The sequence below is a fragment of the Mesorhizobium sp. B2-4-19 genome (genome assembly GCF_006441315.1).
Lineage (GTDB): Bacteria > Pseudomonadota > Alphaproteobacteria > Rhizobiales > Rhizobiaceae > Mesorhizobium.
Genome location: NZ_VFUV01000005.1, coordinates 24595 through 49077, shown reverse-complemented (window position 1 = coordinate 49077; position 24483 = coordinate 24595). Strand labels below are relative to the sequence as shown.

At 62.3% G+C, this 24483-nt stretch carries 21 protein-coding genes; 16 read left to right on the top strand and 5 right to left on the bottom strand.

The features are described from left to right. Positions 1-23: 23 nt before the first annotated feature. Positions 24-1283 (bottom strand): sarcosine oxidase subunit beta, encoded by a 1260-nt coding sequence (locus tag FJ546_RS10825; RefSeq protein ID WP_140889328.1) that lies wholly within the window; start codon positions 1281-1283, stop codon positions 24-26. A gap of 182 nt (positions 1284-1465) precedes the next feature. On the opposite strand from FJ546_RS10825, the gene FJ546_RS10820 reads away from it, so the two are divergent. The 15 genes from FJ546_RS10820 (at position 1466) to FJ546_RS10750 (ending at position 20273) form a co-directional block, all read left to right on the top strand. After that, positions 1466-3955 (top strand): mechanosensitive ion channel family protein, encoded by a 2490-nt coding sequence (locus FJ546_RS10820; RefSeq protein WP_140889327.1) that lies wholly within the window; start codon positions 1466-1468, stop codon positions 3953-3955. Between the two features lie 217 nt (positions 3956-4172). Then, positions 4173-4436 carry a hypothetical protein gene (locus tag FJ546_RS10815; protein ID WP_027145877.1) on the top strand — a complete coding sequence of 88 codons (264 nt, stop codon included), beginning with the start codon at positions 4173-4175 and terminating at the stop codon, positions 4434-4436. A gap of 226 nt (positions 4437-4662) precedes the next feature. Continuing rightward, positions 4663-6096: a UbiA family prenyltransferase gene (locus FJ546_RS10810; RefSeq protein ID WP_140889326.1), complete on the top strand. Its 1434-nt coding sequence runs from the start codon at positions 4663-4665 to the stop codon at positions 6094-6096. Position 6097: 1 nt separating this feature from the next. Then, on the top strand, positions 6098-7447 hold the full coding sequence (locus tag FJ546_RS10805; RefSeq protein ID WP_140889325.1) for an FAD-binding oxidoreductase: 1350 nt from the start codon (positions 6098-6100) through the stop codon (positions 7445-7447). A 125-nt stretch (positions 7448-7572) separates the two neighbouring features. Further along, positions 7573-8007, top strand: a complete 435-nt coding sequence (locus FJ546_RS10800; RefSeq protein ID WP_140889324.1) for an EamA family transporter — start codon at positions 7573-7575, stop codon at positions 8005-8007. Continuing rightward, positions 8004-9011 (top strand): NAD(P)-dependent oxidoreductase, encoded by a 1008-nt coding sequence (locus FJ546_RS10795; RefSeq protein WP_140889323.1) that lies wholly within the window; start codon positions 8004-8006, stop codon positions 9009-9011. Before FJ546_RS10800 ends, FJ546_RS10795 begins: the two co-directional genes overlap by 4 nt. Before the next feature lie 102 nt (positions 9012-9113). Further along, positions 9114-10544 (top strand): aspartate aminotransferase family protein, encoded by a 1431-nt coding sequence (locus FJ546_RS10790; RefSeq protein ID WP_181167904.1) that lies wholly within the window; start codon positions 9114-9116, stop codon positions 10542-10544. A 25-nt stretch (positions 10545-10569) separates the two neighbouring features. Further along, a complete protein-coding gene (locus FJ546_RS10785) occupies positions 10570-11802 on the top strand; it encodes a glycosyltransferase 87 family protein (RefSeq protein ID WP_140889321.1) in 1233 nt (410 codons plus the stop codon). Continuing rightward, positions 11799-12557, top strand: coding sequence for an FkbM family methyltransferase (locus FJ546_RS10780; protein WP_140889320.1), 759 nt, complete (start codon positions 11799-11801; stop codon positions 12555-12557). Before FJ546_RS10785 ends, FJ546_RS10780 begins: the two co-directional genes overlap by 4 nt. Before the next feature lie 213 nt (positions 12558-12770). Beyond that, positions 12771-13847: a glycoside hydrolase family 19 protein gene (locus tag FJ546_RS10775; RefSeq protein WP_140889319.1), complete on the top strand. Its 1077-nt coding sequence runs from the start codon at positions 12771-12773 to the stop codon at positions 13845-13847. Between the two features lie 163 nt (positions 13848-14010). Beyond that, on the top strand, positions 14011-16572 hold the full coding sequence (locus FJ546_RS10770; protein ID WP_140889318.1) for an FAD-dependent oxidoreductase: 2562 nt from the start codon (positions 14011-14013) through the stop codon (positions 16570-16572). Positions 16573-16666: 94 nt separating this feature from the next. Continuing rightward, the gene (locus FJ546_RS10765) at positions 16667-17515 is read left to right on the top strand and encodes a DUF1194 domain-containing protein (RefSeq protein ID WP_140889317.1); all 849 of its coding nucleotides are present in this window, start codon (positions 16667-16669) and stop codon (positions 17513-17515) included. 210 nt (positions 17516-17725) lie between these two features. Beyond that, a complete protein-coding gene (locus tag FJ546_RS10760; RefSeq protein WP_246686808.1) occupies positions 17726-18703 on the top strand; it encodes an ABC transporter substrate-binding protein in 978 nt (325 codons plus the stop codon). A gap of 2 nt (positions 18704-18705) precedes the next feature. Continuing rightward, complete coding sequence (locus FJ546_RS10755; protein ID WP_140889316.1) at positions 18706-19479, top strand: ABC transporter permease; 774 nt, start codon at positions 18706-18708, stop codon at positions 19477-19479. Next, on the top strand, positions 19476-20273 hold the full coding sequence (locus FJ546_RS10750) for an ABC transporter ATP-binding protein (RefSeq protein WP_140889315.1): 798 nt from the start codon (positions 19476-19478) through the stop codon (positions 20271-20273). The genes FJ546_RS10755 and FJ546_RS10750 overlap by 4 nt, the downstream gene beginning before the upstream one ends. An 8-nt stretch (positions 20274-20281) precedes the next feature. Here the strand turns inward: FJ546_RS10750 and FJ546_RS10745 are convergent, their stop codons facing one another. From FJ546_RS10745 to FJ546_RS10730, 3 genes are all read right to left on the bottom strand, one after another. Then, entirely contained in the window at positions 20282-21283 is a 1002-nt protein-coding gene (locus FJ546_RS10745) for a GlxA family transcriptional regulator (RefSeq protein ID WP_019858712.1), read from the bottom strand. Between the two features lie 281 nt (positions 21284-21564). Then, on the bottom strand, positions 21565-21699 hold the full coding sequence (locus tag FJ546_RS31895) for a hypothetical protein (RefSeq protein ID WP_080512035.1): 135 nt from the start codon (positions 21697-21699) through the stop codon (positions 21565-21567). A 338-nt stretch (positions 21700-22037) separates the two neighbouring features. After that, the gene (locus FJ546_RS10730; protein ID WP_140889314.1) at positions 22038-22223 is read right to left on the bottom strand and encodes a hypothetical protein; all 186 of its coding nucleotides are present in this window, start codon (positions 22221-22223) and stop codon (positions 22038-22040) included. Positions 22224-22454: 231 nt separating this feature from the next. On the opposite strand from FJ546_RS10730, the gene FJ546_RS10725 reads away from it, so the two are divergent. Then, entirely contained in the window at positions 22455-23354 is a 900-nt protein-coding gene (locus FJ546_RS10725) for a LysR substrate-binding domain-containing protein (RefSeq protein ID WP_010910020.1), read from the top strand. Positions 23355-23375: 21 nt separating this feature from the next. Here the strand turns inward: FJ546_RS10725 and FJ546_RS10720 are convergent, their stop codons facing one another. Continuing rightward, a complete protein-coding gene (locus FJ546_RS10720) occupies positions 23376-24329 on the bottom strand; it encodes an alpha/beta hydrolase (protein WP_140889313.1) in 954 nt (317 codons plus the stop codon). Between the last annotated feature and the right edge of the window lie 154 nt (positions 24330-24483).

The window sequence follows — 24483 nt, the reverse complement described above, 5'->3', positions numbered from 1 at the left end:
GGATATTCCTAATGCAGCCTTGCTTAGTGAAGTCTGGGGTTCGCGCCCTGGCCTTTGTCGTCGATGACGAGGCCGCGGTGGAAGCGATCGAGGGTGAACGGCGCGTTGAAATCGTGCGGCTCATCCTTGGCGATGGTCCAGGCAAAGGTCCAGCCGGAGGCCGGCGTCGCCTTGAAGCCGCCATAGCACCAGCCGCAGTTGAGATACATGCCGGGCAGGGGACCGGTTGTGATGATCGGCGAACCGTCCATCGACATGTCGCAGACACCGCCCCACGAACGCAGCATGCGCACACGCGCAAGGCCCGGAAACAGCGCCAGCATCTCGCTCATCACCTCGTCGACGATGGGCAAGTTGCCGCGCTGCGCGTAGCTGTTGTAGCCGTCGATATCTCCGCCATAGACAAGGCCGCCCTTGTCGGACTGCGACATGTAGAAATGGCCCATGCCGAAGGTCACGACCGTGTCGATGAAGGGCTTTAGCGATTCCGTCACGAAAGCCTGCAGCACATGGCTCTCGATCGGCATCGTTTCGACGCCGGCCAACCGCATGACGCGCCCGGTGCTGCCGGCCACGGCGACCGCCACCTTCCTGGCCCTGATGTCGCCGCGCGACGTGGTGACGCCGGTGACGCGATCGCCATCGCGCAGGAAGCCGGTGACCTCGCAATTCTCGATGATGTCGACGCCGCGCCGGTCGGCGCCGCGCGCATAACCCCAGGCCACCGCATCGTGACGGGCGGTGCCGGCGCGCCGCTGCATCAGGCCGCCGACCACCGGAAAACGTGCATCGCTGGAGATATCGAGCGCCGGGATCAGGCGTTTGATCTGCGCCGGCGTCATCAGTTCGGCGTCGACGCCGAGATGGCGCATGGCGTTGCCGCGCCTGGCATAGTCGTCGAACTGCGCCGGGGTGTGCGCCAGGTTCAGGCAGCCGCGCTGCGAGAACATGACGTTGTAATTGAGTTCGTGCGACAGGCCTTCCCACAGCTTCATCGAATGTTCGTAAAAGCGGGTGTTGGCGGGCAGCAGATAGTTCGAGCGCACCGCCGTGGTGTTGCGGCCGACATTGCCGGAGCCGAGCCAGCCCTTTTCCAGCACGGCGACATTGGTGATGCCGTGCTCCTTGGCCAGATAATAGGCGGTCGCCAGCCCGTGACCGCCGCCACCAATGATGATGACGTCATAGGAAGCCTTCGGGTCCGGCTTGCGCCAGGCCGGCTTCCAGTCCTTGTTTCCCTTGAGCGCGTTCGCGAGCAGCGAAAAGGCCGAGTACTCTGCCATCATTGTCATCCGGTTCGGGCGATGCGGCAGACTATAGAGCAGGCCGCATCCGCAAAGCCAATATTGCGCCATGGCCTTTCGACTGGCCGACGCTGTGATGCGACGGCTTGCCCCACGATATGGCCGTCTTTATCAAGGACAGGCTTTTTAAGTGCCTTTGCCGCCGCGAGTCGCCGATAGTCATGCTTTTGAGATTGCTTCGCCTCATTTTGGTTTTCATGCTGGTCATTTCGGCGTCGCCTTCGTTCGAGGCGATGGCGCAGGCGCTTGGCCAGGGCTCCATCGGCCTGATCGCCGATCAGCAGAAAGCCATCCAGGGCCTGTCGGCCAAGACCGACGATCTTGAGAAGAAAATCCAGCAGGACGCTGAGGACGATGCCTCGCTCGTGGATATCCGCCTGCAGCTGGAGGATCTATCGCGGGCGGCACTGACCAGTGCGCTGGCGTTTCGCACGCGCCTCACCGACATCAACAATCGCACCGAGGTGCTCGGCCCGCCGCCGGCGGCGGGCCAGCCGCAGGAGCCCGACATCGTGACCGGCGAGCGCCAGGCGCTGGCGTCGGAAAAGGCCGAGATCAACTCGGTCGTCGCCAGCGCCCAGAACCTGTCGATCCGCATCAGCGGGCTGGTCGACAAGATCGGCAACATGCGCAGCGCGCTGTTCCGCAACCTTTTGACCAAGCGCTACGTGCTGTCGGACGCACTGAGCTCGCAGGTCTTCGCCGACGCCCAGGAGGAATACGCCAACTTTTATAAGGCAGTGTCGTCCTGGCTGAGCTTCGCGTTCAAGTTTAAGTTCCAGGCCATCCTCGCCGCTACCTTCGTGGCGCTCGGCCTGGCGCTGGTGCTGCTGGTCGGCGGCCGGCGGCTGTTCGGGCGGGTATTCGAGGCCGATCCCGCCAACGAGGACCCGTCCTATCTCAGCCGCTTGTCGGTGGCCTTCTGGTCTACCATGCTGCCGACCCTGGCGGTCGGCGTATTCCTCGCCTCCACGGTGTTCTTTTTCAATTATTACAATGTGTTGCGCGGCGACATCGGAGTCTTTCTGAATGCTCTGGCAATCGCCATCGGGGTGATCTTCTGCGTCAACCGGCTGACCAATGCCGCGCTTGAGCCGCAGTTGCCGAACTGGCGCCTCATCCCGGTCGAAACCGGGGCGGCGCGCTGGCTGGTGCGCCTGTCCACCGCCATGGCGGTCGTCATCAGCGTCAACACCTTCCTGTCTGTCGTCAACGACAAGATGGGCTCGCCGCTGTCGCTGACCATCGCGCGCAGTTTCGTCGCCACCATTGTCGTCGGCATCATCCTGATCCTGATGGCGATGCTGCGGCCGTTCAGGGCACGCGACGGAAGCTGGCGCCCATGGCCGGCATGGCTGCGCTATCTGGCGCTGGCGCTTGGCCTGTTCACCATCATCGCCGCCCTGCTTGGCTATATCGGCCTTGCCCTGTTCGTCTCGCTGCAGGTCGTGGTCACCGGCACGGCGCTGATCACCGCCTATATCGGCTTCCTGTCGGCGCGGGCGATCGGCGAGGAAGGGGCGTTCGCCAACACCACCGTCGGGCGCTGGCTGTCGACCCATTCCAGCTACGAGGACACGGCACTCGACCAGCTCGGCCTCGTCGTCAGTGTTGCCATCAACCTGTTGATAGTGCTGGTTTTCCTGCCGCTTATCCTGCTGATGTGGGGGTTCCAGCCCGGCGACATCCAGGCCTGGGCCTACAAGCTGGCGACAGGGATCAATATCGGTTCGGTGACGATTTCGGTCACCGGCATTCTTTCGGGCATCGTCGTCTTCATCATCGGCTATTTCCTGACGCGATGGTTCCAGGGCTGGCTCGACGGCTCGGTGATGGCGCGCGGCAAGGTCGATACCGGCGTGCGCAACTCGATCCGGCTGGCTGTCGGCTATGCCGGTGTGGCGCTGGCGGGGCTGGTCGGCATATCGGCGGCGGGCATTGATCTTTCCAGCCTCGCTCTGGTCGCCGGTGCCCTTTCCCTGGGTATCGGTTTCGGCCTGCAGAATGTCGTCTCCAACTTCGTCTCCGGCCTGATCCTTTTGGCCGAGCGGCCGTTCAAGGTCGGCGACTGGATCGTCGCCGGCGACGTCAGCGGCACGGTCAAGAAGATCAGCGTGCGCGCCACCGAGATCGAGACTTTCCAACGGCAGTCGGTGATCCTGCCCAATTCAAACCTGATCAACAACGCCGTCGGCAACTGGACGCATCGCAACAAGCTCGGCCGTGTCGAGATCAAGGTCGGCGTCGCCTATGGCAGCGACGTCAAGCAGGTGCATGCCCTCCTGCTGGAAATCGCGCGCAGCCATGCGATGGTGCTTAAGAACCCCGAGCCCTTCGTGCTGTTTTCCAATTTCGGCGCGGCCGCGCTGGAGTTCGAAATCCGCGTCTTCCTGGCCGATATCATGAACGGCAGCGTGGTGCAGAACGACATTCGTTTTGCCGTGCTGGAGAGATTCAACGACCAGCATATCGAGATCCCGTCGACGCCGCGCGCTGTCGTCGAGGTGAACAAGCCCAAGGCCTGGCCAACCGACGACGACAAGATCGAGGCCGACTTCGCCGAACAGGAACAGGCGAAGGTGGAAGCCGCGGCCGAAGCGAAAAAGCTCGCCAAATCCGGACGCAAGGCGCGCAAGCCCGATCCCAGCTAGGGCCGGTTCCCGTCAGCCCGTTGCCGCCTCGCATCATATCGTGCCGGCCGGCGAAATTAACAGGGTCGGGCGTATGCTTGCGGACAGGCCAAACCAATTGCGGCATGAATGCGGCATTCAGTTGCGGTTCAGCTTCCATCTCATATAAGCTCCCATGCAAAGGGCGAAAATGCCTTGCGAAATGCAACAGAGGCGGTGGGAACACCGATATTGCAACATGTGGAAGTCTCTCGTCGCTGCCGTGGCCTTGCTCGCCGTGAGCGGCTCGGCCCATGCCGCCAGCGCGGTCAACAAGGACGCCGAGACCCGCACGCTGGTCGTGACGGAAGGCGGCAGCAAGACCGAACTTGCGCTGGCCGGTGGTGAAACCGTCGAATTCTGCCAGAACGGCTGCTTCGTCACCTTGCCGAACGGTGACCTTGAAGCCCTGACCGGCTCGGAAACCGTCGAAATCTCGGGCGGCGTCGCCCGCATCAAGTAACCCGGGCGGCATGATTGGAAAGGCCGGGCATTTGCTCGGCCTTTTATCGTTTCCGGTAGCTGTTGTTTTACAATGACGCCGGAAATACCGCCGCGGCAGCCGCCTGCAACCAGGCGTTTTAACGTTCGTTACGCCATCCCCCGCTATACCAGCCTGAAGACGCCGAAAAGCGGCGCTCAACGGGATTCCGGCTTTCCGGATCATAGGCTGGCAGGGCAGGACGGGCATGGATGCGCGGTCGGACAGGAACGCAATACCGCTTGCGGTCGATCTCGATGGCACGCTGATCGCGACCGACCTGTTGTGGGAAGGCATGTTCCTCCTCCTCAAGAAGAACCCGCTCTATATCTTCCTGGTGCCGTTCTGGGCCGCCGCCGGGCCGGCGCGGCTGAAGCAGGCGATCGCACAGCGCATCGATATCGACCCCGCGACGCTGCCCTATCGCGCGCCGCTGCTCGACCGGTTGCGCGCCGAGCACGGCGAAGGCCGCAAGATCGTGCTGGCGACCGGTACGCCGCGCAAATTCGCCGACGCCATATCAGCCCATCTCGGCATTTTCGACCGTGTGATGGCGACCGACGGCCTCGACAATCTCACCTCCGGCAAGAAGCGCGCCTCGCTGATATCAGCCTATGGCGATGGCGGCTTCGATTATGCCGGCAACAGCCGCCATGATCTCCAGGTCTTCGACGCCGCGCGCAATGCAATCGTCGTCGCGCCCGACCGTCATGCGGCGCGCTGGCAGGCAGCGCATGGCGCCGAAACCATGCCGGCGCCAAGGCTGACCTTGAGAACCATCATCAAGATGCTGCGCGTGCATCAGTGGCTGAAGAACTCGCTGATCGCCGTGCCGATGGTGCTGTCGCACGAATATTTCAACACCAACATGATCTGGGAATGCCTGCTGGCGTTCGTCTCGTTCAGCGCGGTGGCGTCGGCGATCTATATCGTCAACGATTTCTTCGATCTGGCGCTCGACCGCAAGCATGTCACCAAGCGCAACAGGCCGTTCGCCAGCGGTGCGCTGTCGATCCCGTTCGGTCTGGGCGCCATCGCGGTGCTGCTGGCGATCGGCGTCAGTACCGGACTGTTCCTGTCGCCTGAATTCCTGGGGGTGCTTGGCGGTTACATGGTCGTCACGACGGCCTATTCGCTATCGTTCAAGCGCATGCTGCTGGTCGATGTGCTGACGCTTGCCGGCCTCTACACGATCCGAGTGATCGCCGGTGCGGCCGCGACCGGCGTCGCCGTCTCGTTCTGGCTGCTCGCCTTCTCGATCTTCTTCTTCCTGTCGCTGGCGCTGGTGAAACGCTTCGTCGAACTGCGCACAACCGCCATTCCGCACGGCGAACGCATTGCCGGGCGCGGTTATCGCACGGAAGACCAGGATATCGTCGCCCAGGCCGGCATGGCCTCCGCCTTCTCCTCGGCGCTGGTTCTGGCGCTCTACATGGACAGTGTCGCGGTGCGCGAGCTTTACCCGCATCCGTGGCTGATCTGGCCGCTGCCGCCCATCGTGCTTTACCTCACCATGCGCGTCTGGATACTGGCGCGCCGCGACGAGATGAATGACGACCCGGTCGTCTTCATCATCCGCGATTGGCGCAGCCAGATCGTTGTGCTGATCGGCGCCGTGCTGCTGGTCATCGGGGGCTGGTAGCATGTCAGAACGCTTTCGGAGCTTTGGCCTTGCCACGCCGCCGGCGCCGCGTGCGATCCACGCCGGCGATGCCATCGCGCTGCTGAAGGGTGGGCAGGCGAAGGAAGCCTCGCTGCTCGCCTATGGCAACGGGCGTTCCTACGGTGATTCCTGCCAGAACCAGGCCGGCACGGTCGTCGATATGCGGACGCTGAACCACATCCGCGCCTTCAACGCCGAGACGGGCGTGCTCGAAGCGGATGCCGGTGTGCTCCTGTCCGATATCATCGCGCACGCCGCACCTTACGGTTTCTTCCCGGCGGTGGTTCCGGGCACGCAGTTCGTCACGCTCGGCGGCGCCATCGCCAATGACGTGCACGGCAAGAACCATCACCGGCGCGGCACGTTCGGCTGTCATGTCGAAAGCTTCACGCTGCTGCGGTCCGATCGAAAGACCTATCGCTGCTCGGCCACCGACAATCCGCGCCTGTTCCGGGCCACCATCGGTGGCATGGGCCTGACCGGCCTGATGCTCTCGGCCTCGATCCGGCTGATGCGGGTGCCTTCGCTCGACATCGTCGAGAAGACGACGCCGTTTCGTGATCTCGGCGAATTCTTCGATCTGGCCGAGGCGGCCGATCAGGCCAATGAATATGCGGTGGCCTGGATCGACCAACTCGCCGGCGGCCGCAACAGCGGGCGTGGGCTGCTGTTCACCGGCAACCATGCCGAGCACGGCTCGCATGCGGCCTCGCGCCCCGGCGGCAATCTTTCCGTGCCGTTCCAGCCGCCCTTCAATGTGCTCAACCGGCCGTTCCTGACCGCTTTCAACGCCGCCTACCGGTGGAATAAAAGTCGCGCGACCGCGCCGCGTCAGACCGGCTACCACGGTTTTTTCTTTCCGCTCGACAGCGTGCGCGACTGGAACCGGCTCTATGGTCCCAATGGGCTGTTCCAGCACCAGAGCGTGGTGCCGGAGGAGGTGGCGCGCAGCGTCGTGCCGCAATTGCTCGCGGCGGCCCGGCGAGCGCGGCAAGGATCCTTCCTCACCGTGCTGAAGCGCTTCGGTTCGATCCGCTCGCCGGCGCTGCTGTCGTTCCCGCGCCCCGGCTACACACTGACGCTGGATTTCCCCAACAAGGGAGCGGCGACGCTTGCCCTGCTTGGCGAACTCGACCGCATCACGGTCGCGGCCGGCGGGGCGGTCAATCCCTACAAGGATGCGCGCATGGGCGCGGCAATCTTTGCTGCTTCCTTTGCGGACTGGCCGAGGCTGGAAGCGCTGCGCGATCCTGCCTTCATGTCCGATTTCTGGGCGCGCACGGCTGGCAGCATCGACCTGCGGCGGCGCGGCGTGGAGGCCGCCGAATAGATAAAAATGGAATGAATCGTGGTTAGCGAACGGTTAATCGTAAGATTTACTTAAAACAGTCCTGTCAGTTCACGAAATCTTTTCGGCTTTGTATTACTGGAAATCACGGGGGTGGGCGCGCGAGCATGAAATATATCGTCTTTATTCTCTTTACGGTCATGACCAATGCCGCTGCGCAGCTTATGCTGAAGCAAGGCATGATGTCGCTTGGGCCGATCTCGTTCGAGGGCGTCAATCCGCTCGTCAAGCTGCTGCAGATCGTCTTTAGCCCCTGGGTGTTCCTCGGGCTCTGCACCTTCGTGATTTCCATGGCCTCGCACCTCTATGTGCTGTCCAAGGTCGAGCTTTCCTTTGCCTATCCCTTCCTCAGCCTCGCCTATGTCGCCGTCGCCATCTTCGCCTATTTCGTCTTTCGCGAGGACCTCAATGGCTGGCGCATCGCCGGCATCGCCTTTATCTGCGTCGGCACGGTGCTGATCGCGCAAAGCGAGCGAGGGCATGAGGACCAGACCGCTTCCATCACGCCCGACAAGATCCCTGCAAACGAGACCGTTCGATGAGACATGTGATTTTCGGCGGTGACGGCTTTGTCGGCCGCCACCTTGCGCCCAAGCTCGTGGCGGATGGCGAAGAGGTCATCGTCGCCGACATCGCCAGGAGCGACCTTGCGCACTACCGCAACGTCCGGTTCGTCCAATGCGACGTCACTGATCGGACGTCGGTCGCCGCCGTCGGGCTCAAGGCCGACGACATGGTCTACAATCTGTCGGCCAAGATGCTGTCGCCGATCCAGGTGCGCGCCAAGCGGCACGACTTCTTCTTCCCGGTGAATTTCCATGGCACCGAGCACATCATACAGGCCATGGACAAGGCTGGTGCGCCAAGGCTCGTCCACTACACGACGGACATGATCTACGGCCACACGGTCACCCAGCCGATGACCGAGGAGCATCCCGTCGCGCCGCTCGGCGAATATGGCTGGTCGAAGCAGAAGACCGAGGAACTCGCCGCCGAATGGCGCAAGCGCGGCATGTCGATCTCGCTTTTCCGGCCGCGCCTGATCATCGGCCCAGGTCGGCTCGGCATCCTTGAAAAACTGTTCAAGCTGATCGACTGGAACCTTCCAGTGCCCATGATCGGCTCAGGCAGGAACCCCTATCAGTTCATTTCCGTTTTCGATTGCGCGGAAGCTGCCCGCGCGGCCTGGAAGGCTGGCGTGCCCAATGAGGCCTATAATCTCGGCTCGCTCAACCCGCCGCCGGTGAAGAAATTGCTCGGCGATCTGATCCGCCATGCCGGCTCGAAGTCGATCCTGCTGCCGACGCCCGGCTGGGCGGTCAAGCGCACGCTCGACCTGCTCGATCTCGTGAACATGCCGATCATGGATCCGGAACAATATCTGATCGCCGACGAGGAATGCGTGCTCGACGTGTCCAAGGCCGAGCGTCAGCTCGGCTGGGTGCCGCAATATCGCGACGAGGACATGCTGATCGCCGCCTACAGCGAATACCGCGCCAAGAAGGGCGGGCCTGCTGTCGCCACCAAACATGTGCCCGCCGAATAGCGGTCCCGCCAAACAATTCGTGGCGCACGACGCTGGTCGTAGCGCGGACAGGAGATTGAAATGACCGTCATGGCCAAGCCCGAACAGACGAATGCGCGCACCATGGTGAGCGCGCCGGCACTGTCGCCCGCAGCAATAGCCAAGCCCGACCTGATCAGCGTCGAGCAGGCCAAGGCGATGGATGTCGCTCTCATGACCGACCTGTTCAAGGCGCATCTCAATCCTGGCCAGCTGCATTTCATGAAGCTGCTCGGCTTCCACAAGATCAAGATCGAGCGTGCCGAAGGCATGTTCTACATCGATCAGAACGGCCGCAAGATCCTCGACTTCTTCGGCGGCTTCGGTTCGCTGGCCTTCGGCCACAACCATCCCCGTATCCTGGACGCACGCAAAAAATTCCAGGAGGAGAAGCGCCAGGAAATCGCCATCGCCTTCATGTCGCAATATGCGGCAGCGCTCGCGCACAACCTCGCCAAATGCTCGCCCGGCGATCTCGACATGGTGTTCTTGGGTTCGTCCGGCTCGGAGGCGATGGAAGCGGCGGTGAAGCTCGCCGAACGCGCCGCCGGCCCGAAACGGCCGAAAATCGTCTATGCCGAGAATTCCTTCCACGGCAAGACAAAGGGCGTGCTCGGCATCACCGACGGCCAGCTCTACCGCGCCGATTTCAAGGTGGCCGACAATACAATGCGCATTCCCTTCGGCGACATCGAGGCGGTCGAGAGCCTGTTTCGTTCCGATCCGGAGGTTGGCGTCATCGTGCTCGAAACCATCCAGGGCGGCGGCGGCATCATCCAGGCAGAGGCGCAATACTGGCAGAAGCTGCGCGCGCTGTGCGACCAGTATGGCGTGCTTTGGGTCGCCGACGAAGTGCAGTGCGGCTATGGCCGTTCGGGCCGCTTCTATGCCTTCGAACATTACGGCGTCGTGCCTGACGTGACGGCGCTGGCCAAGTCGCTCGGCGGCGGCAAGGCGGCTGTCGGCGCGATGATCGCCAAACGCGACGTTTACATGAAGGCCTATGGCACGCCGAAAACGGCGATGATCCATGCCATGGCAACCTTCGGCGGCATGGGCGAGGGCTGCGTCACCTCGATCGAGGCGCTCAACGTGCTTTATGACGAGGGGCTGATCGACAACGCCGCCGTCACCGGCGACTATCTGCTGCAGCGACTGCAGGCGCTCAAGGAAAAGTACCCGAAGATCATCAAGGACGTGCGCGGCAAAGGCCTTATGGTCGGCCTGGAGTTCCACGATTTCTCGCAGACCTTGCCGATGGTGCTGCGCCCGGTGGTCAGCATGCTCGACGACAAGCTGAAGGGCTCGCTGTCAGGCTTTGTCGGCGCGCTTCTGCTGCGCGACTACGACGTGCTCGTCGCCTTTACCGAATACAATCGCAACGTCATCCGGCTCGAGCCGCCGCTGATCTGTCAGCGCGAGCATGTCGACCACTTCGCCGATGCCTTCGACAGCTTGCTGTCGCGCGGCATCGTGTCGATCGTGAAGGATTTCGTCAAAAGCCAGGTCCGTTAGAAGAGAGTCCGTTGAGCACAAAAAGATGCTGACCAAGTCTCCCGCTGCGAAAAACCCGCTCGACCGACTCACCGAGACCGGTCTTGCGTGGGGCGAGGGGACCTATGCGCGCTTCGCCGCACCCATCGGCGCGGTAGCCTTCGCGCTCTACATCCTTCTGACGGCATTCACGGCGTGGGTGATGCCCGACGCCAATTGGGACATGCTGCCCTACCTTGCCATCGCCGAAGAGGGCGCCCATCCCGACGCGCAGGCGCTGCATGATTATGCCTACAGCACCGTCAAGGCAGGCGTGTCGGCGGGTGACTACAAGGCGCTGACCGATGATGGCGGCGGCTTCCGCAGCCACATGATGGAGAATGCCGCCGACTTTCATTCGCTGCTCGGCATGTACCGGATAAAATTCCTCTATGCCGAGATCCTGTCGACGCTGAGCGCGGTGATGTCGCCGGTCGAGGCGATGCGGCTGGTACAGGTGTTTTCGGTGCTCTTGTTCGGCGCGATCGCGCTGCTTTGGCTGCACAGGGAAAAGGCCCTGGCCTTGGCGCCGGTGATCGGCGCGGTGCTGATCATGGCTAATTTCGGCGATGCTGCGCGCGCTTCGACGCCGGACCTGCTGACGTCGGCGCTGCTGCTCGGCGGGCTCTACGCCTATGTCAGAGGCCGCGAGGCGGCGACGGCGATCCTGCTCTTCCTCGCCTTCATGGTGCGGCCGGACAATATTGTTTTCCTTGCCATATTCGCGGTGATGCTGGTCGCCTTCCGGCAGAGGGCGTGGGGCGCGCTGGCCGGCTTTGCCGCGTCCTTCATCGCCTATTTCGCCATTTCGCACTGGGCCCAGCATCCCGGCTGGTGGCCGCATCTGTGGTTCTCCAGCATCGAGCAGCACTACAATATGGACGGGTTCGAGCCGGCGTTCTCGGTCACCGCCTATCTCAGGGCGTTTGCGACATCGTTGCTGCGCGCCGTCAATTTGAACAGCTGGGTCGGCGTTTCGGTGCTGGCACTGGTCGGCTGGTTTGCCACCAGCCGCGCCGGTTTTCGGCTCGAGGGGCGTGCAGGTATCCTGTTCGCGGCGCTGGTGCTGGGTGCGCTGGCGAAGTTCACGGTCTTTCCGATCCATGACACGCGTATCTATTTCCCGCATCTGATCCCGCCCTTCCTGCTGCTGGCAACGCCGTTCATGGCGCTGTGGGCAGCATCGGTCCGCGGCCAGCACCGCGCGGCCTTGCACGTCATTCCGGGAGACAAGCCATGAGTTCGCTATCCAGCCTGGCGCGCATCGCCTTGTCGCTCGGCCTTCCCTCGGGCCTGCTCGATCGCGGGCCGTCGCTGCGCGGCACCAAATTCCTGGCGAAGGCGGCGCTGAAAGCGCGCTTCGGCGGGGCAGGGCTGGCGTTCCAGATGGTCAATGTCGGCGCCTGCGACGGCGCGCTGTTCGACGATGTGACGCCGTGGCTGCACAGGATTGCCGGCGCCCGCGCCATGCTGGTCGAGCCGATCCCGTACAACCAGAAACGCCTGCGCGCCAACTATCCCGATACGGAGCGCTTCATCATCGAGCCGGTGGCAGTGACCAGGACCAAGGGCACGATCACCGTCCACACTTTCGATGCCGCGGCGCTCGAGGCCGGTACGCTGCCGATCGAGTTTATCGGCTGCTCCTCGGTCACCGACACCAATCTGATGTCGGGCAAGAACGCCTGGGGCGAGGCCGACGCCAATTTCAACAAATTCGCACCGCACCTCAGGGATATCGAGGTGCCGTCGGAAACGCTGCAGACGCTGCTCGACCGCAACGGCATCAGCTATATCGACGCCTTCCTCGTCGATTGCGAGGGTGCGGACTGGATCGTCTTCGAACAGCTTGATCTGAAACGCTATCGTCCCGGCATGATCAAGGTCGAAGTCGGCGCACTGCCGGCGGCGGAGATCGGCCAGGTCGTGGTCAAGCTGAAGACGGCGGGCTACCAGGTCGGTTTCCAGGCCGAGGATATCTGGGCCTTCGCGTAAGACATCGGCGGCCGGACGGAAATGAATCGGCCGGGGGCCATGCCGCCGATATTTCTTTATTTGGCGTTGTCTTGGAGTGAAGAGCCGCCAATGGGGCGTGGACAGCTGCTTTCCGCACGGATATTGTTTAGACCGTTCTGTGGTTCTCTTGTTTCGGTTGTTTCTCGGATTTCTTGCGAAACTTGGCACACGAAATACTGGACGTGAGCAAAGATGGTCAAAGCCGCGGCGAAGAAGCCTGCCAGCAACCCCCTTGGCCCAGGGCTCCAGCCCGCGATTGATGACCGGCTGAAGGAGGCGGATCTTGGCCTGAAGAGCGCCGACATAAAGCTGAAAGAAGCAGAACTCGTTGAGAAAACGGCATGGTATAGATTCCTATCAGCGCCGCTGACGCCAGTTCTGATAACGGCCATTGCAGGATTTGTGGTCACGCAGGTGACGAATTCCATGCAGGCGAGCGCAAATCTGGCGGTGGAGCGCGAGAAGAACAAGGGGTCCCTTATTCTCAAAGCGTGGGAAACAGGCGATCCGGCGGTTTCGCTCAGGAATTTGCAGTTTCTGGTGAAAATTCAGCTCATCGATGATCCGGCAGGCGTGATCGGCAAACTCACGCCTGAAGATGCGCCTTTTCTGCCACGTCCTGGCGGTCCCGTTGTTCCCGTAAGCGCGAGCGATATGAAGGTTTTCTTTGAGCGTTACAAACAGGCATTCGGAACCATCACGCAACGCACCGTTGACAATCTGACCCAGCTTTTCCAGGACATTTCAAAGGACGCGTCAGCCCAAGACATCCGCCAGGTGGCATACGTTCTGGCAACCATCAGGTTTGAAACAGCCAATTCTTTTTCGACGGTTACCGAGATGGGGACGGATGCTTCGCTGGAAGGGAGGTATGGACCGGATTCGCCTTTTGGTTCCGCCCTCGGCAACACTTCACGTGGCGATGGTGCCCGATACAGGGGGCGCGGCTATCTTCAAATAACCGGCCGAAAGAATTATCAATTCATGGGCTCGGCATTGAACATCGATCTGGTCGACCATCCTGAACTCGCGGTCGATCCGCAAATAGCCTATCGCATCACTTCCCTGGCGATGTTCGATGGCCGCCTTACCAACAAGAAGCTTGCGGATTACATCACCGCCGACAAAGCAGACTATTACAACGCCCGGCATGTTGTGGATGGAGGGGGATTGGGCCACGCGTCAGATATCGCGGATGCTGCAGTCAAGCTTGAGGCAATCCTGCGCGAAACCGTTGGAGATCAATCCGCGCAGGCTTCGCAGCCGTAGCGCCTTCGAACGACCCAATGCGCTTGAGTTGCCTCTGGCGACAAATCGCCTTGTCCGCAGCTGTCTGGTCGCTCGGCTTTTTGCCAATGTCGCAAACAGGCTTCATCAGCGCTATCGCTCCGCCCTATAGTCCGCCCGCTTTATCACTTTGGAGTCGCGGGCAATGGCAGAGTTTCCGAAAAGGGCGAAGGTCGTCATCATTGGCCTCGGCGGTATCGTCGGCGCGTCGATCGCCCATCACCTGATCGAACGTGGCTGGACCGATATTGTCGGCATCGACAAGTCGGGCATCCCGACCGATATCGGCTCGACCGCGCACGCTTCCGATTTCTGCTACACCACCAGCCACGATTTCCTGTCCTGCTGGACGACGCTTTATTCCATCGATTTCTACGAGAAGATGGGCCATTACGCCCGCATCGGCGGCCTCGAAGTGGCGCGCGTCGGCGACGACAGCCGCATGGACGAGATCAAGCGCAAGATCGCCTCGGCGAAGGCCTTTGGCACGCGCGCACGCCTGATCGAGCCGGCCGAGATCAAGGAAAAGTTCCCGCTGATCGAAGAGGGGATGGTGCAGGGCGGCCTTTGGGATCCGGACGCAGGTCTGGTCATCCCGCGCTCGCAAACCGTCGCCGGCAAGCTGGTCGACCAGGCGGAAGCGTCGGGTAAGCTGAAATCCTTCGCCAACACGCCGGCCAAGTCGCTCGTGGTCAAGGACGGCCGCATCAGCGCTGTGGTGACCGATCGCGGCACGATCGAGGCCGACTATGTCATCGTCTGCGCCGGCATCTGGGGCCGGCTGATCGCCGAAATGGTCGGCGAGGACCTGCCGGTCATGCCGATCGACCATCCACTGACTTTCTTCGGCCCCTACAATGAGTTCGCCGGTACCGGCAAGGAGATCGGCTGGCCGCTGCTGCGCGACCAGGGCAATTCGGCCTATATGCGAGACACCGGCGACCCCAAGACCGCCGAGGGCGGCCAGATCGAGTGGGGCTACTACGAAGAAAACAACCCGCGCCTTTGCCATCCGCGCGACCTTCTGGAGAAGGACCAGGCGCGTTTGTCGCCGTCGCAGCGCGACCTCGACATGGAGCAGATCCTGGCGCCGCTCGAACGGGCCATGGAGCTGACGCCGATCCTGGGCGAACTCGGCTACAACGAAAGCCATTCCTTCAACGGCCTGCTGCAGGTGACCGCCGATGGCGGCCCGTCCATGGGCGAAAGCCAGAGGGTGAGAGGACTGTGGTATGCCGTCGCCATCTGGGTCAAGGATGGCCCCGGCATGGGCAAGCTGATCGCCGACTGGATGACGGACGGCCGCACCGCGATCGACCATCACGCCATCGACTATGCGCGCTTCTATCCGCACCAGACGAAGGAACAGTTCATCTGGGATCGCTGCACCGAGACGGCGATGAAGGTCTACAATCCCGCGGTGCATCCGCGCGAGCCCTTCTCCAAGGGCCGCAACATCAGGCGCTCGCCATTCTGGGAGCGCGAGAAGGAACTCGGCGGCTATTTCATGGAACTGGGCGGCTGGGAGCGTGCCCATGGTTACGCCGCCAACGAGCCCCTGCTGGAGAAGTACGGCAATCGCGTCCCCGTACGCGAGAACGAGTGGGACAACCGCCATTTCTGGCGCGTCTCCAATGCCGAGCATCTGGCGATGAGCGAGGATTGCGGCATCGTCAACCTGTCGCATTTCTCGATGTATGACGTCGAAGGTCCAGACCACGTCGCGCTGCTGGAATGGCTGTGCGCGGCCAAGATCGGCGGCGACAACAACATCGGCAAGGGCATCTACACCCACTTCCTCGACGAGGAAGGCATGGTGCGTGCCGACTTCACCGTCATCCGCATGGCCGACCGCTGCCGCGTCATCGACGGCGCCGATGCCGGCCCGCGCGACTTCCGCTACATGCAGCGCACCGCGCAGGACAAAGGCTTTGACGTCACCGTCACCGATGTGACGGAGAAATACGTCACCATCGGCATTTGGGGTCCGAATGCCCGCACCACCTTGCAGAAGGTGGTCGAGAATCCCGAGGGCCTTTCGCCGGAGAATTTCCCCTTCGCGGCGATCAAGCCGGTCAGGATCGGCGGCAAGGATGTCACCGCCTTCCGCATCTCCTATGTCGGCGAGCAGGGCTGGGAACTGCATATGCGCTACGAGGATGGCCTCGCCGTCTGGGACGCGCTGCGCTCGACCGGCGTCATGCCGTTCGGCGTCGAGACCTATGCCAACACGCGCCGCATGGAAAAGAGCCTGCGCCTGCAGAACGCCGACCTTCTGACCGAGTACAATCTGTTGGAAGCCGATCTCGCGCGTCCGAAGGTCAAGGAGAATGATTTCTGCGGCAAGGCCAAGCATGTGGAATACCGCGCCCGCGAGCACCAGCCGGCGACTTTGTGCACGCTGGTGATGACCGAAAACACCGATTCCAAGGGCGTGGCGCGTTATCCCGTTGGCACGATGCCTGTGCTGGATCCGGCCACCGGTGAGACGCTGGTCGATGAACTCGGCCGCCGCTCCTTCACCACCTCGGTCGCCTATGGGCCGACGATCGGCAAGAACATCGCGCTCGCCTATCTGCCGCATTCGTTTGCGCAGGAAGGCCGCAAGCTAGAGGTGGAATATTTCGGAGAGACCTATCCCGTCGAGGTCGCAGGCGTCGGCTACAAGCCGCTCTATGACCCGGAGAACCTCAAGCCGCGCAGCTGATCGGTCGGGCGGACCACGGGACTCATTGCAAAAGCCTGGCTTCGAGCCGGGCTTTTGTCTTTTTAAGCGGGCGGTTTTCGCTTACCCTCGCGGCATGTCTGCTTTATCGCGCGCAAGACATCTGCTTTCCGGCAGCGCCGCGCTGGCGCTGATGCTTTCGCTGACGCCGGGGTCTCGCGCGGATGAGCCGGTCGATGTCGAGCTGGTGCTGGCGGTCGACGTTTCGCTGTCGATGTCGGCGGACGAGCTCGAGATCCAGCGTCATGGCTACGCGGCGGCGCTGACGCATGACAATGTGCTGCAGGCGATCGCCGATGGCGTCCATGGCAAGATCGCCGTCACCTATGTCGAATGGGCCGGCACCACATGGCAACGCGTGATCGTGCCATGGACTGTCATCGCAACCCGAGCCGACGCGGAGCGGGTGGTCGCGCAACTGTCCGCGCAGCCGCCGAACAGCGCGCGGCGCACCTCGATCTCCGGCGCGCTGGAATTCGGCAGCGATCTTTTCGCTGAAAGCGGCTACCAGGGGACCAAGCGCGTCATCGACATTTCCGGCGACGGGCCCAACAACCAGGGCGCTCCGGTCAATCTCACCCGCGACGGGGTGGTGAGACAAGGCATCGTCATCAACGGCCTGCCGCTGATGACCCGGGGTGGCCTTTCCGGCGCCTACGACGTCAACGATCTCGACCGTTATTACAGCGACTGCGTCATCGGCGGCCCGGGCGCCTTCATGATCCCGGTCAACGACTGGACGCAATTTCCCGAGGCCATTCGCCGCAAACTGGTGCTGGAGCTTGCCGGCCCGGCCTCACCGCAATGGGCGGCGGAGGAGGGCGATCACCCGCCGGTGGTACTGGCGCAGGACAAGCCCGCCGCCGACTGCCAGATCGGCGAGAAAATGTGGCGCAACCGCAACTGGATGCTCGACAGCCGCTGAGCCGAGCGAGCCAACCAACGGTGACGACTGACACGATCGCAGCTCTTCGGCCGAGCGCCGTTGCGGCGACTGTCCGTGGGCAGGGCTTCAATCCTGTCCAACGCGGGTAGTGAGGCGAGCCTACAGGCAGCAGCCGAACACGTTCCTGTTGATTGACAAGCCGACAGGCGTCTGTGAACAATTTCGCCCAGAGAAAAAAGGGGAACCGACATGAACCGAATCGCCGTTTTCGCCGCGACTTTGACGCTTGCCGCCGGTCTGTCCGTGCCGGTGATGGCCGCCACATCGGTCACTATCGGCATCAGCGGCTGGACCGGCTTCGCGCCGCTGACGCTTGCCAAGCAGGCAGGCCTCTTCAAGAAGCACGGCCTCGACGTGACCTTGAAGAAGGTGCCGCAGGCCAGCCGTCCGCTCGCCATCGCCAGCGGCGACCTGCAATGCGCCGCCACTACCGTCGAGACGTGGCTGGTGTGGAACGCCAGCGGGGTCACCACCAAGCAGATCTTCCAGCTCGACAAATCCTATGGAGCCGACGGCATCGTCGTGCGCAATGACATCAAGACGGTCGCCGATCTCAAGGGCAAGAGCGTCGCCTCCTCGGCTCCGGGCACGTCGCCCTATTTCCTGCTCGCCTGGGTGCTGAACAAGAACGGCATGTCGACCAAGGACGTGACGGTCGTCAATCTGGAGCCGGACGCGGCGGCGCAAGCCTTCCTCGCCGGCCAGAACGATGCGGCGGTCACCTATGAGCCGTTCATCTCGGCCGTGCGCGACAAGGCCGACCAGGGCCACATACTGGCGACCACGCTCGACTATCCGATGGTGCTCGATACGGTCGGCTGCACGCCCGAATTCCTCAAGGCCAATCCCGACGCCGCCAAGGCGCTCGCCGACAGCTATTTCGAGGCGCTCGACCTGATCAAGAAGGACCCGCAGAAATCCTATGAGATCATGGGCGCCGACGTGAAGCAGTCGGCCAAGGAATTCGAGGATTCGGCGAAGTACCTGAAATGGGCCGACAAGGCCGAGAACCAGCAGTTCTTCACCAAGGAATTCCAGGATTTTTCCAAGACCTGGCCGACACCAGCGCGGTGGCGAACTGATCGTCCGGCCTTTGCCCATCGTGCGGCGGCGTCCGGCGCCGCCGCTCTTTCCTGGACACGTGACCATTTGATGGGGACGATGTGAAGATGCGCCCCTTGCATCCAGTGTCGCCGGGCCTGCGAACCGTGCTCGGCATTTCCTTTTTCGTGCTGTTTATTGCCTTCTGGGCCTGGATCACGCTTGGCGGCCACGTCAACCGCATCTTCCTCGCCGATCCGCTGTCAATGCTCAGGGATGGCTGGCGGCTGCTGATCGAGGACCGCTTCTGGCTCGACATAGTGATCACCATCTGGCGCGTCTTCGGCGGGTTCGTGCTGGCCTCGGTCGTCGCCGTGCCGATCGGCATCGCCATGGGCGCCTGGAAGCCGGTGGAAGCGTTCCTGGAACCCTTCGTCTCCTTCGCCCGCTATCTGCCGGCCTCTGCCTTCATTCCGCTGCTGATCCTATGGGCCGGCATTGGCGAAATGGAAAAGCTGCTGGTCATCTTTGTCGGCTCGGTGTTCCAGATCATCCTGATCATCGCCGTCAAGGTCGGCTCGACGCGACGCGATCTGGTCGAGGCCGCCTATACGCTGGGCTCGACCAACAACGGCATCGTCAAACGGGTGATCATGCCGGCCAACGCGCCCGAAATCGCCGAAACGCTGCGGCTGGTGCTCGGCTGGGCCTGGACTTATGTCATCGTCGCCGAGCTGATCGGCTCGTCCTCCGGCATCGGCTACATGATCATCAACAGCCAGTCGCGGCTGGCGACCGGACAGATCATTTTCGGCATCATCGTCATCGGGCTGATTGGGCTGTTGTCCGATTTCGCCTTCAAGGGGTTCAACCGCTGGCTCTTTCCATGGAGCCTGGCGTGAACAAGCTTCTCATCGAGGGCGTCTCGCGCACCTTTGCCGGCGTGCGTGGCGGACTGCCGGTCAAGGCGCTGATGCCGATCGATTTGGCGGTCGCCGCCAACGACTTCATCACCATTCTGGGGCCGTCCGGCTGCGGAAAGTCGACGCTGCTTAGAATTGTCGCCGGCCTGGAAGCGCCGAGTGAGGGCCGCGTGCTGCTCGACGACAAGGCCGTGACGCGGCCGGGACCCGATCGCGGCATGGTCTTCCAGTCCTACACGCTGTTCCCGTGGCTGACGGTGACTGAGAACATCGCCTTTGGCCTACGCGAACGCGGCATGGCGCCAAGGGAGCGGGACGACATCGTCGCCTCGTATGTCGATCTGGTCGGGCTGAGGGGTTTTGAAAATCATTGGCCGAAGCAGCTTTCCGGCGGCATGCAGCAGCGCACGGCGATCGCCCGTGCGCTCGCCAACGATCCCGAGATCCTGTTGCTGGACGAGCCGTTCGGTGCGCTCGACAACCAGACGCGCGGGCTGATGCAGGAGCTGCTTCTCGGCATCTGGGAGCGACGCAAGAAGACGGTGCTGTTCGTCACCCACGATATCGAGGAGGCGATCTTCATGGCCTCGCGCGTCATCGTGATGACGGCGAGGCCCGGCAGCATCAAGTCGGATGTCGCCATCGACCTGCCGCATCCGCGCCACTACACGCTGAAGACCAGCCCTGAATTCTCGGCGCTGAAAGCGCGGCTGACCGAGGACATCCGGGTCGAGGCGATGCGCACGGCACAGACGCAGCCGGCCGAGGCCTGATCCGGCGATCAGGCCGCCAGCAACTGCTTGCGGTCGACACGCTCCTGCTGCGGCGAACGGGCGTAGAGCTCGCGGTAGCACTTCGAGAAATGCGAGGCCGAGACGAAGCCGCAGGCGACCGCCACCTCGACCACCGGCATCGAGGACTGGATCAGCAGATGCCGGGCGCGGTCGAGGCGGATCTCCAGATAGTAGCGGGCAGGGGAACGACCCATCTCGGTGCGGAACAGGCGCTCGATCTGGCGACGCGACAGGTCGACATGGTCGGCGATCTCGATCAGCGACAGCGGCTCCGAGAGATTGCCTTCCATCAGCTCGATAATGGTCAGCACCTTCGAGTTCTGCACGCCGAGACGGGCGCGCAGCGGTAGGCGCTGACGGTCGGTCGGGCTGCGCACGCGATCGGTCAGCACCTGTTCGCAGACCCGGTTGACGAGGCTCTCGTCGAAATCGTCGCCGATCAGCTTCAGCATCATGTCGAGCGCGGCGGTGCCGCCGGCGCAGGTATAGATGTTCTGGTCGACTTCGAAGAGGTCGGCAAAGACATTGGCCTTCGGGAACGCCTCGGAAAAGCCCGGCAGGTTTTCCCAATGGATGGCGCAGCGCTTGTTGGACAGGAGGCCGGCGGCTGCAAGGATGTGTGCGCCGGTGCACAGGCCGCCAACGGCGACGCCACGATTATACTCCTCGCGCAGCCAGGCGAAGGCCGACTTGTTCTGGTAGCGCTCGACATCGATGCCGCTGCAGACGATGGCCATGTTGGGCCGGTCGGGGCCCGCCATCTTCTTGCGCTCTTCCTCCAGCGAGGTGTTGACCGCGCATTCGACGCCGTTCGAGGCGCGCACCGGCTTGCCGTCGATGCTGGCGAGGCGCCAGCGATAGGCCTCGTAGCCGAGCATGCGGTTGGCGGAGCGCAGCGGGTCGAGTGCGGTCGCAAAAGCGATCATGGTGAAATCGGGGACAAGGAAAAAGACAAACGATCGCTTGATCGGATGCTTGATGGCGTTCACGGGAACCTCATCTGGCCATGGCGCGAACAGGATGTCGCGAATAGCATAGCGACATCAGGAAAAACCTTGGCTGTCAATCGGCTACGCTGCCTCAGTGAGACAAAATTTGCGACATGGGTCGCAAATGGGCAATCGGTGTGCGGCAATGCCCACGGGAGCTGCATCAACTGTTCACGCGACAGGCAAAATGTACAAAGGCAAAACAAAAACGCCGCCGTGGCTGGAGCCAGGCGGCGTTACAGTCGTGAAGCAGCGGCAGGGAGACGCTGCCTGGAAAATGGTCAGGCGACGAAGCCGAGGCGAGCCGCAGCCATCGCACCGGTCTGGCCGGGCATGGTGTTGGCAAGGCGCTGACGCTCGAGAGCGGTGGTCAGGTTCATTTCGCGGCGGGTAAAGAGGCGGGCAAAAAGCTTCATCATCATCTCCTATCGGTTGCTCAGACGGGTCGCCTTCGCTTGATGGAGTGGGGCAGCTCGTTTGCTGGCGGTGATATAGGCTTGTGTTGTGTAAAACTAAATCGCAAAAACGAAGCGCTTGATATGAAATGCGACACGGATTGCGACAAATTTGGGCAAGGTGCCTAGGATTTGCGATTGTTTACAGGAAGTTAGTTCGAAAACAGGCTGCTATGCGGCTTGTTCATATGCGCCATGCAACGGCGGCATGGCTCAGGAAAATCATTTGAACGCAAATAAAATAGAAAAGGCCTGCCGGCGGGCTTCGCGGCAGGCCTTCAGCACAGGGTACACACGATCTACTTTGCTCCAGCCCAGGATCCGACGCCGTTGCGAATGCCGGTCTTGGTGTCGGCGGCTTCTGGCCAGCCGATATCCTTCTGCAGTTCGATCGGCAGGGAGCGGATAGCGCGTTCGGTCTGGTAACGGGCGCGTGCCGCGCTGAATTCAGTCGCGATGCGACCGAGGGACGAGAGGATAGACATTTCATTCTCCTTAGGTGCCGGGCCGGAGACATTCCGGCCTTTGATATGGGGGGCTTACACGCGGCGTGTTTCAACCCCATTTCATGTCGATTGCAGGCCTGTGACATGGTCGTTTCACGGCTGCTTGTGGCAGCAACCTCAATCGATGGAGTTGACTATCCTCCTGATCCGGTGTTCAATCAAACGAAATGGAATGATGCTTTGTATCAGAAAAATTGAAGGTCGCTTCCCATGAACGCCCCGCTCAATCATCCGCTGCCGCTCCTCGATCTCGACGTTTTGCGCACTTTCGTGGCGATTGCCGAGACCGGCAGCTTCACCACCGCCGCCAATGCCGTCTTCCGCACACCGTCCGCGGTGTCCATGCAGATCAAAAAGCTGGAGGACATTCTCGGCCGTTCGGTGTTCGCGCGCGACGCGCGTTCCGTATCGCTGACCACGGATGGCGAGATGCTGCTCGGCTATGCCCGCCGGCTGCTGTCGATCAACCGCGAGGTGGTGTCAAAGTTCATCATTCCCGAGATTGTCGGGGTGGTGCGGCTCGGCTCGCCGGATGATTACGGCGAGCGCGTGCTGCCGCATGTGCTGAAGCGTTTCGCGCAGTCGCATCCCTCGATCGCCGTCGACGTCACCATCGACCAGAGCAGCAATCTGCGCCGGCGCATGGACGACCGCGCGCTCGACATCACGCTTCTGACCAACTCCTACAAGACCAGCGCGCTCGGCGCCGAAGTGCTTTTGACCGAGCCGATCGTCTGGGCCGGCGCCAAGGGCGGCTGCGCGCATCTGCGCGAGCCCTTGCCGGTTTCGCTGTGGGAAGAGGGCTGCGCCTGGCGTGCCGGCGCGCTCGAAGCGCTGGGGCGCGAGGGCCGCAACTACCGCGTCGCCTATATGAGCGCGCATACGGCAGGCCAGCGTGCCGCGATCATGGCCGACCTCGCGGTCGCGCCGCTGCCGCGGTCATTCCTCGGCAACGACATGGTCGAGCTCTGCCCGAAGGACGGCATGCCCGATATCGGCACCTACAATCTTGCCATGGTGGTGGCGCCGGACGCCAGCGCGCCGGTCAAAGCCGTCGCCGACCACATCCGCGCGACCTTTGAAGTGTTCCGGGAAACCGGCAAGTTCTGATCTGCCGCCGGATCGAAAGCGCTACTCCGCCGCCTCGGCGGAGGGCGCTTCAAACCTCGTTTCCCTATCTTGCCTGACCGGTGAGCGGCTCTCGCAGAGGAAATTGACGATGTGCTGTCGCGCGCGTCGCGATTCCGGCATGTCGATCAACGGCCAGGCGTGGAACATGCCTTCCTCGTGGACGACATCAACCTCGACACCGGCCTCCCGCGCCTTTTGCGCGAAGATCAGATTGTCGGGCGTCAAGAGATCGCGCGAGCCAGTCAAAAGCAGCGTTTTCGGCAGCACCGACAGGTCGCCGTAAATCGGGCTGATGTGCCAGTCGCTGCGATCGATGCCGGCGCTGTACATCCGGATCGCTTCGAGACCGCCCGGGATGCCGAGCCAGGGATCGTTGCGCTCGGCCTCGAACAGATCGGGGTTGGAAAGCGACATGTCGAGGCCGGGCGAGATAAGCACGTGGCGCGAGGGCAGGGACAAGCCTTCTTCCGCGGCCATCATGGTCAGCACCACCGCCATGTTGCCACCGGCGGAGTCGCCCATGAAGACGATGTCTTCCGGCTCGGTCTCGTCGAGCATCTGGCGATAGACGTCGCCGACCATGCCGAACATGGCGTGGAAATCGTGCTCCGGGGCGATGGGATAGATCGGCACCGTGATGCCATGGCCGAGCCGGTCGGCCATGTCGGCAATCAGGTGCCAGTGATAGGGCGTGATTTCAAAGACATAGGCGCCGCCATGCAGGTAGAGAATCCGCTTCTGCTCGCCAGCTCTTGGGGCGATTTCGTAGACCGGAAAGCCACAGACGGTGCGTGTCTGGATGTCGAAACGCTGATGCAGCGAGGCCGGCGGATGGTGATCCTCGGTCTTGCGTGCGGCCGCGATCCAGCGCTTCAGGTTTTCGGGGCTGGCAAACGCCTTCTTGCGGCTGTACCTGAGCACGAAGGACACGAAGTGGCTTTTGAAACTTGGCATGCGGATACACGAACTTCGGCTGCAGCCGACTAAGAGAAACCTCCACTATCTCCGAAGATCGTACGATCGCCCGAAATGTCAAGTTTTGCGCTCTGTCCACACGGCGGTGTGATCGGCGCGGCCGACGTCAGCGGCGCGGCAAAAGAGCCGCGTG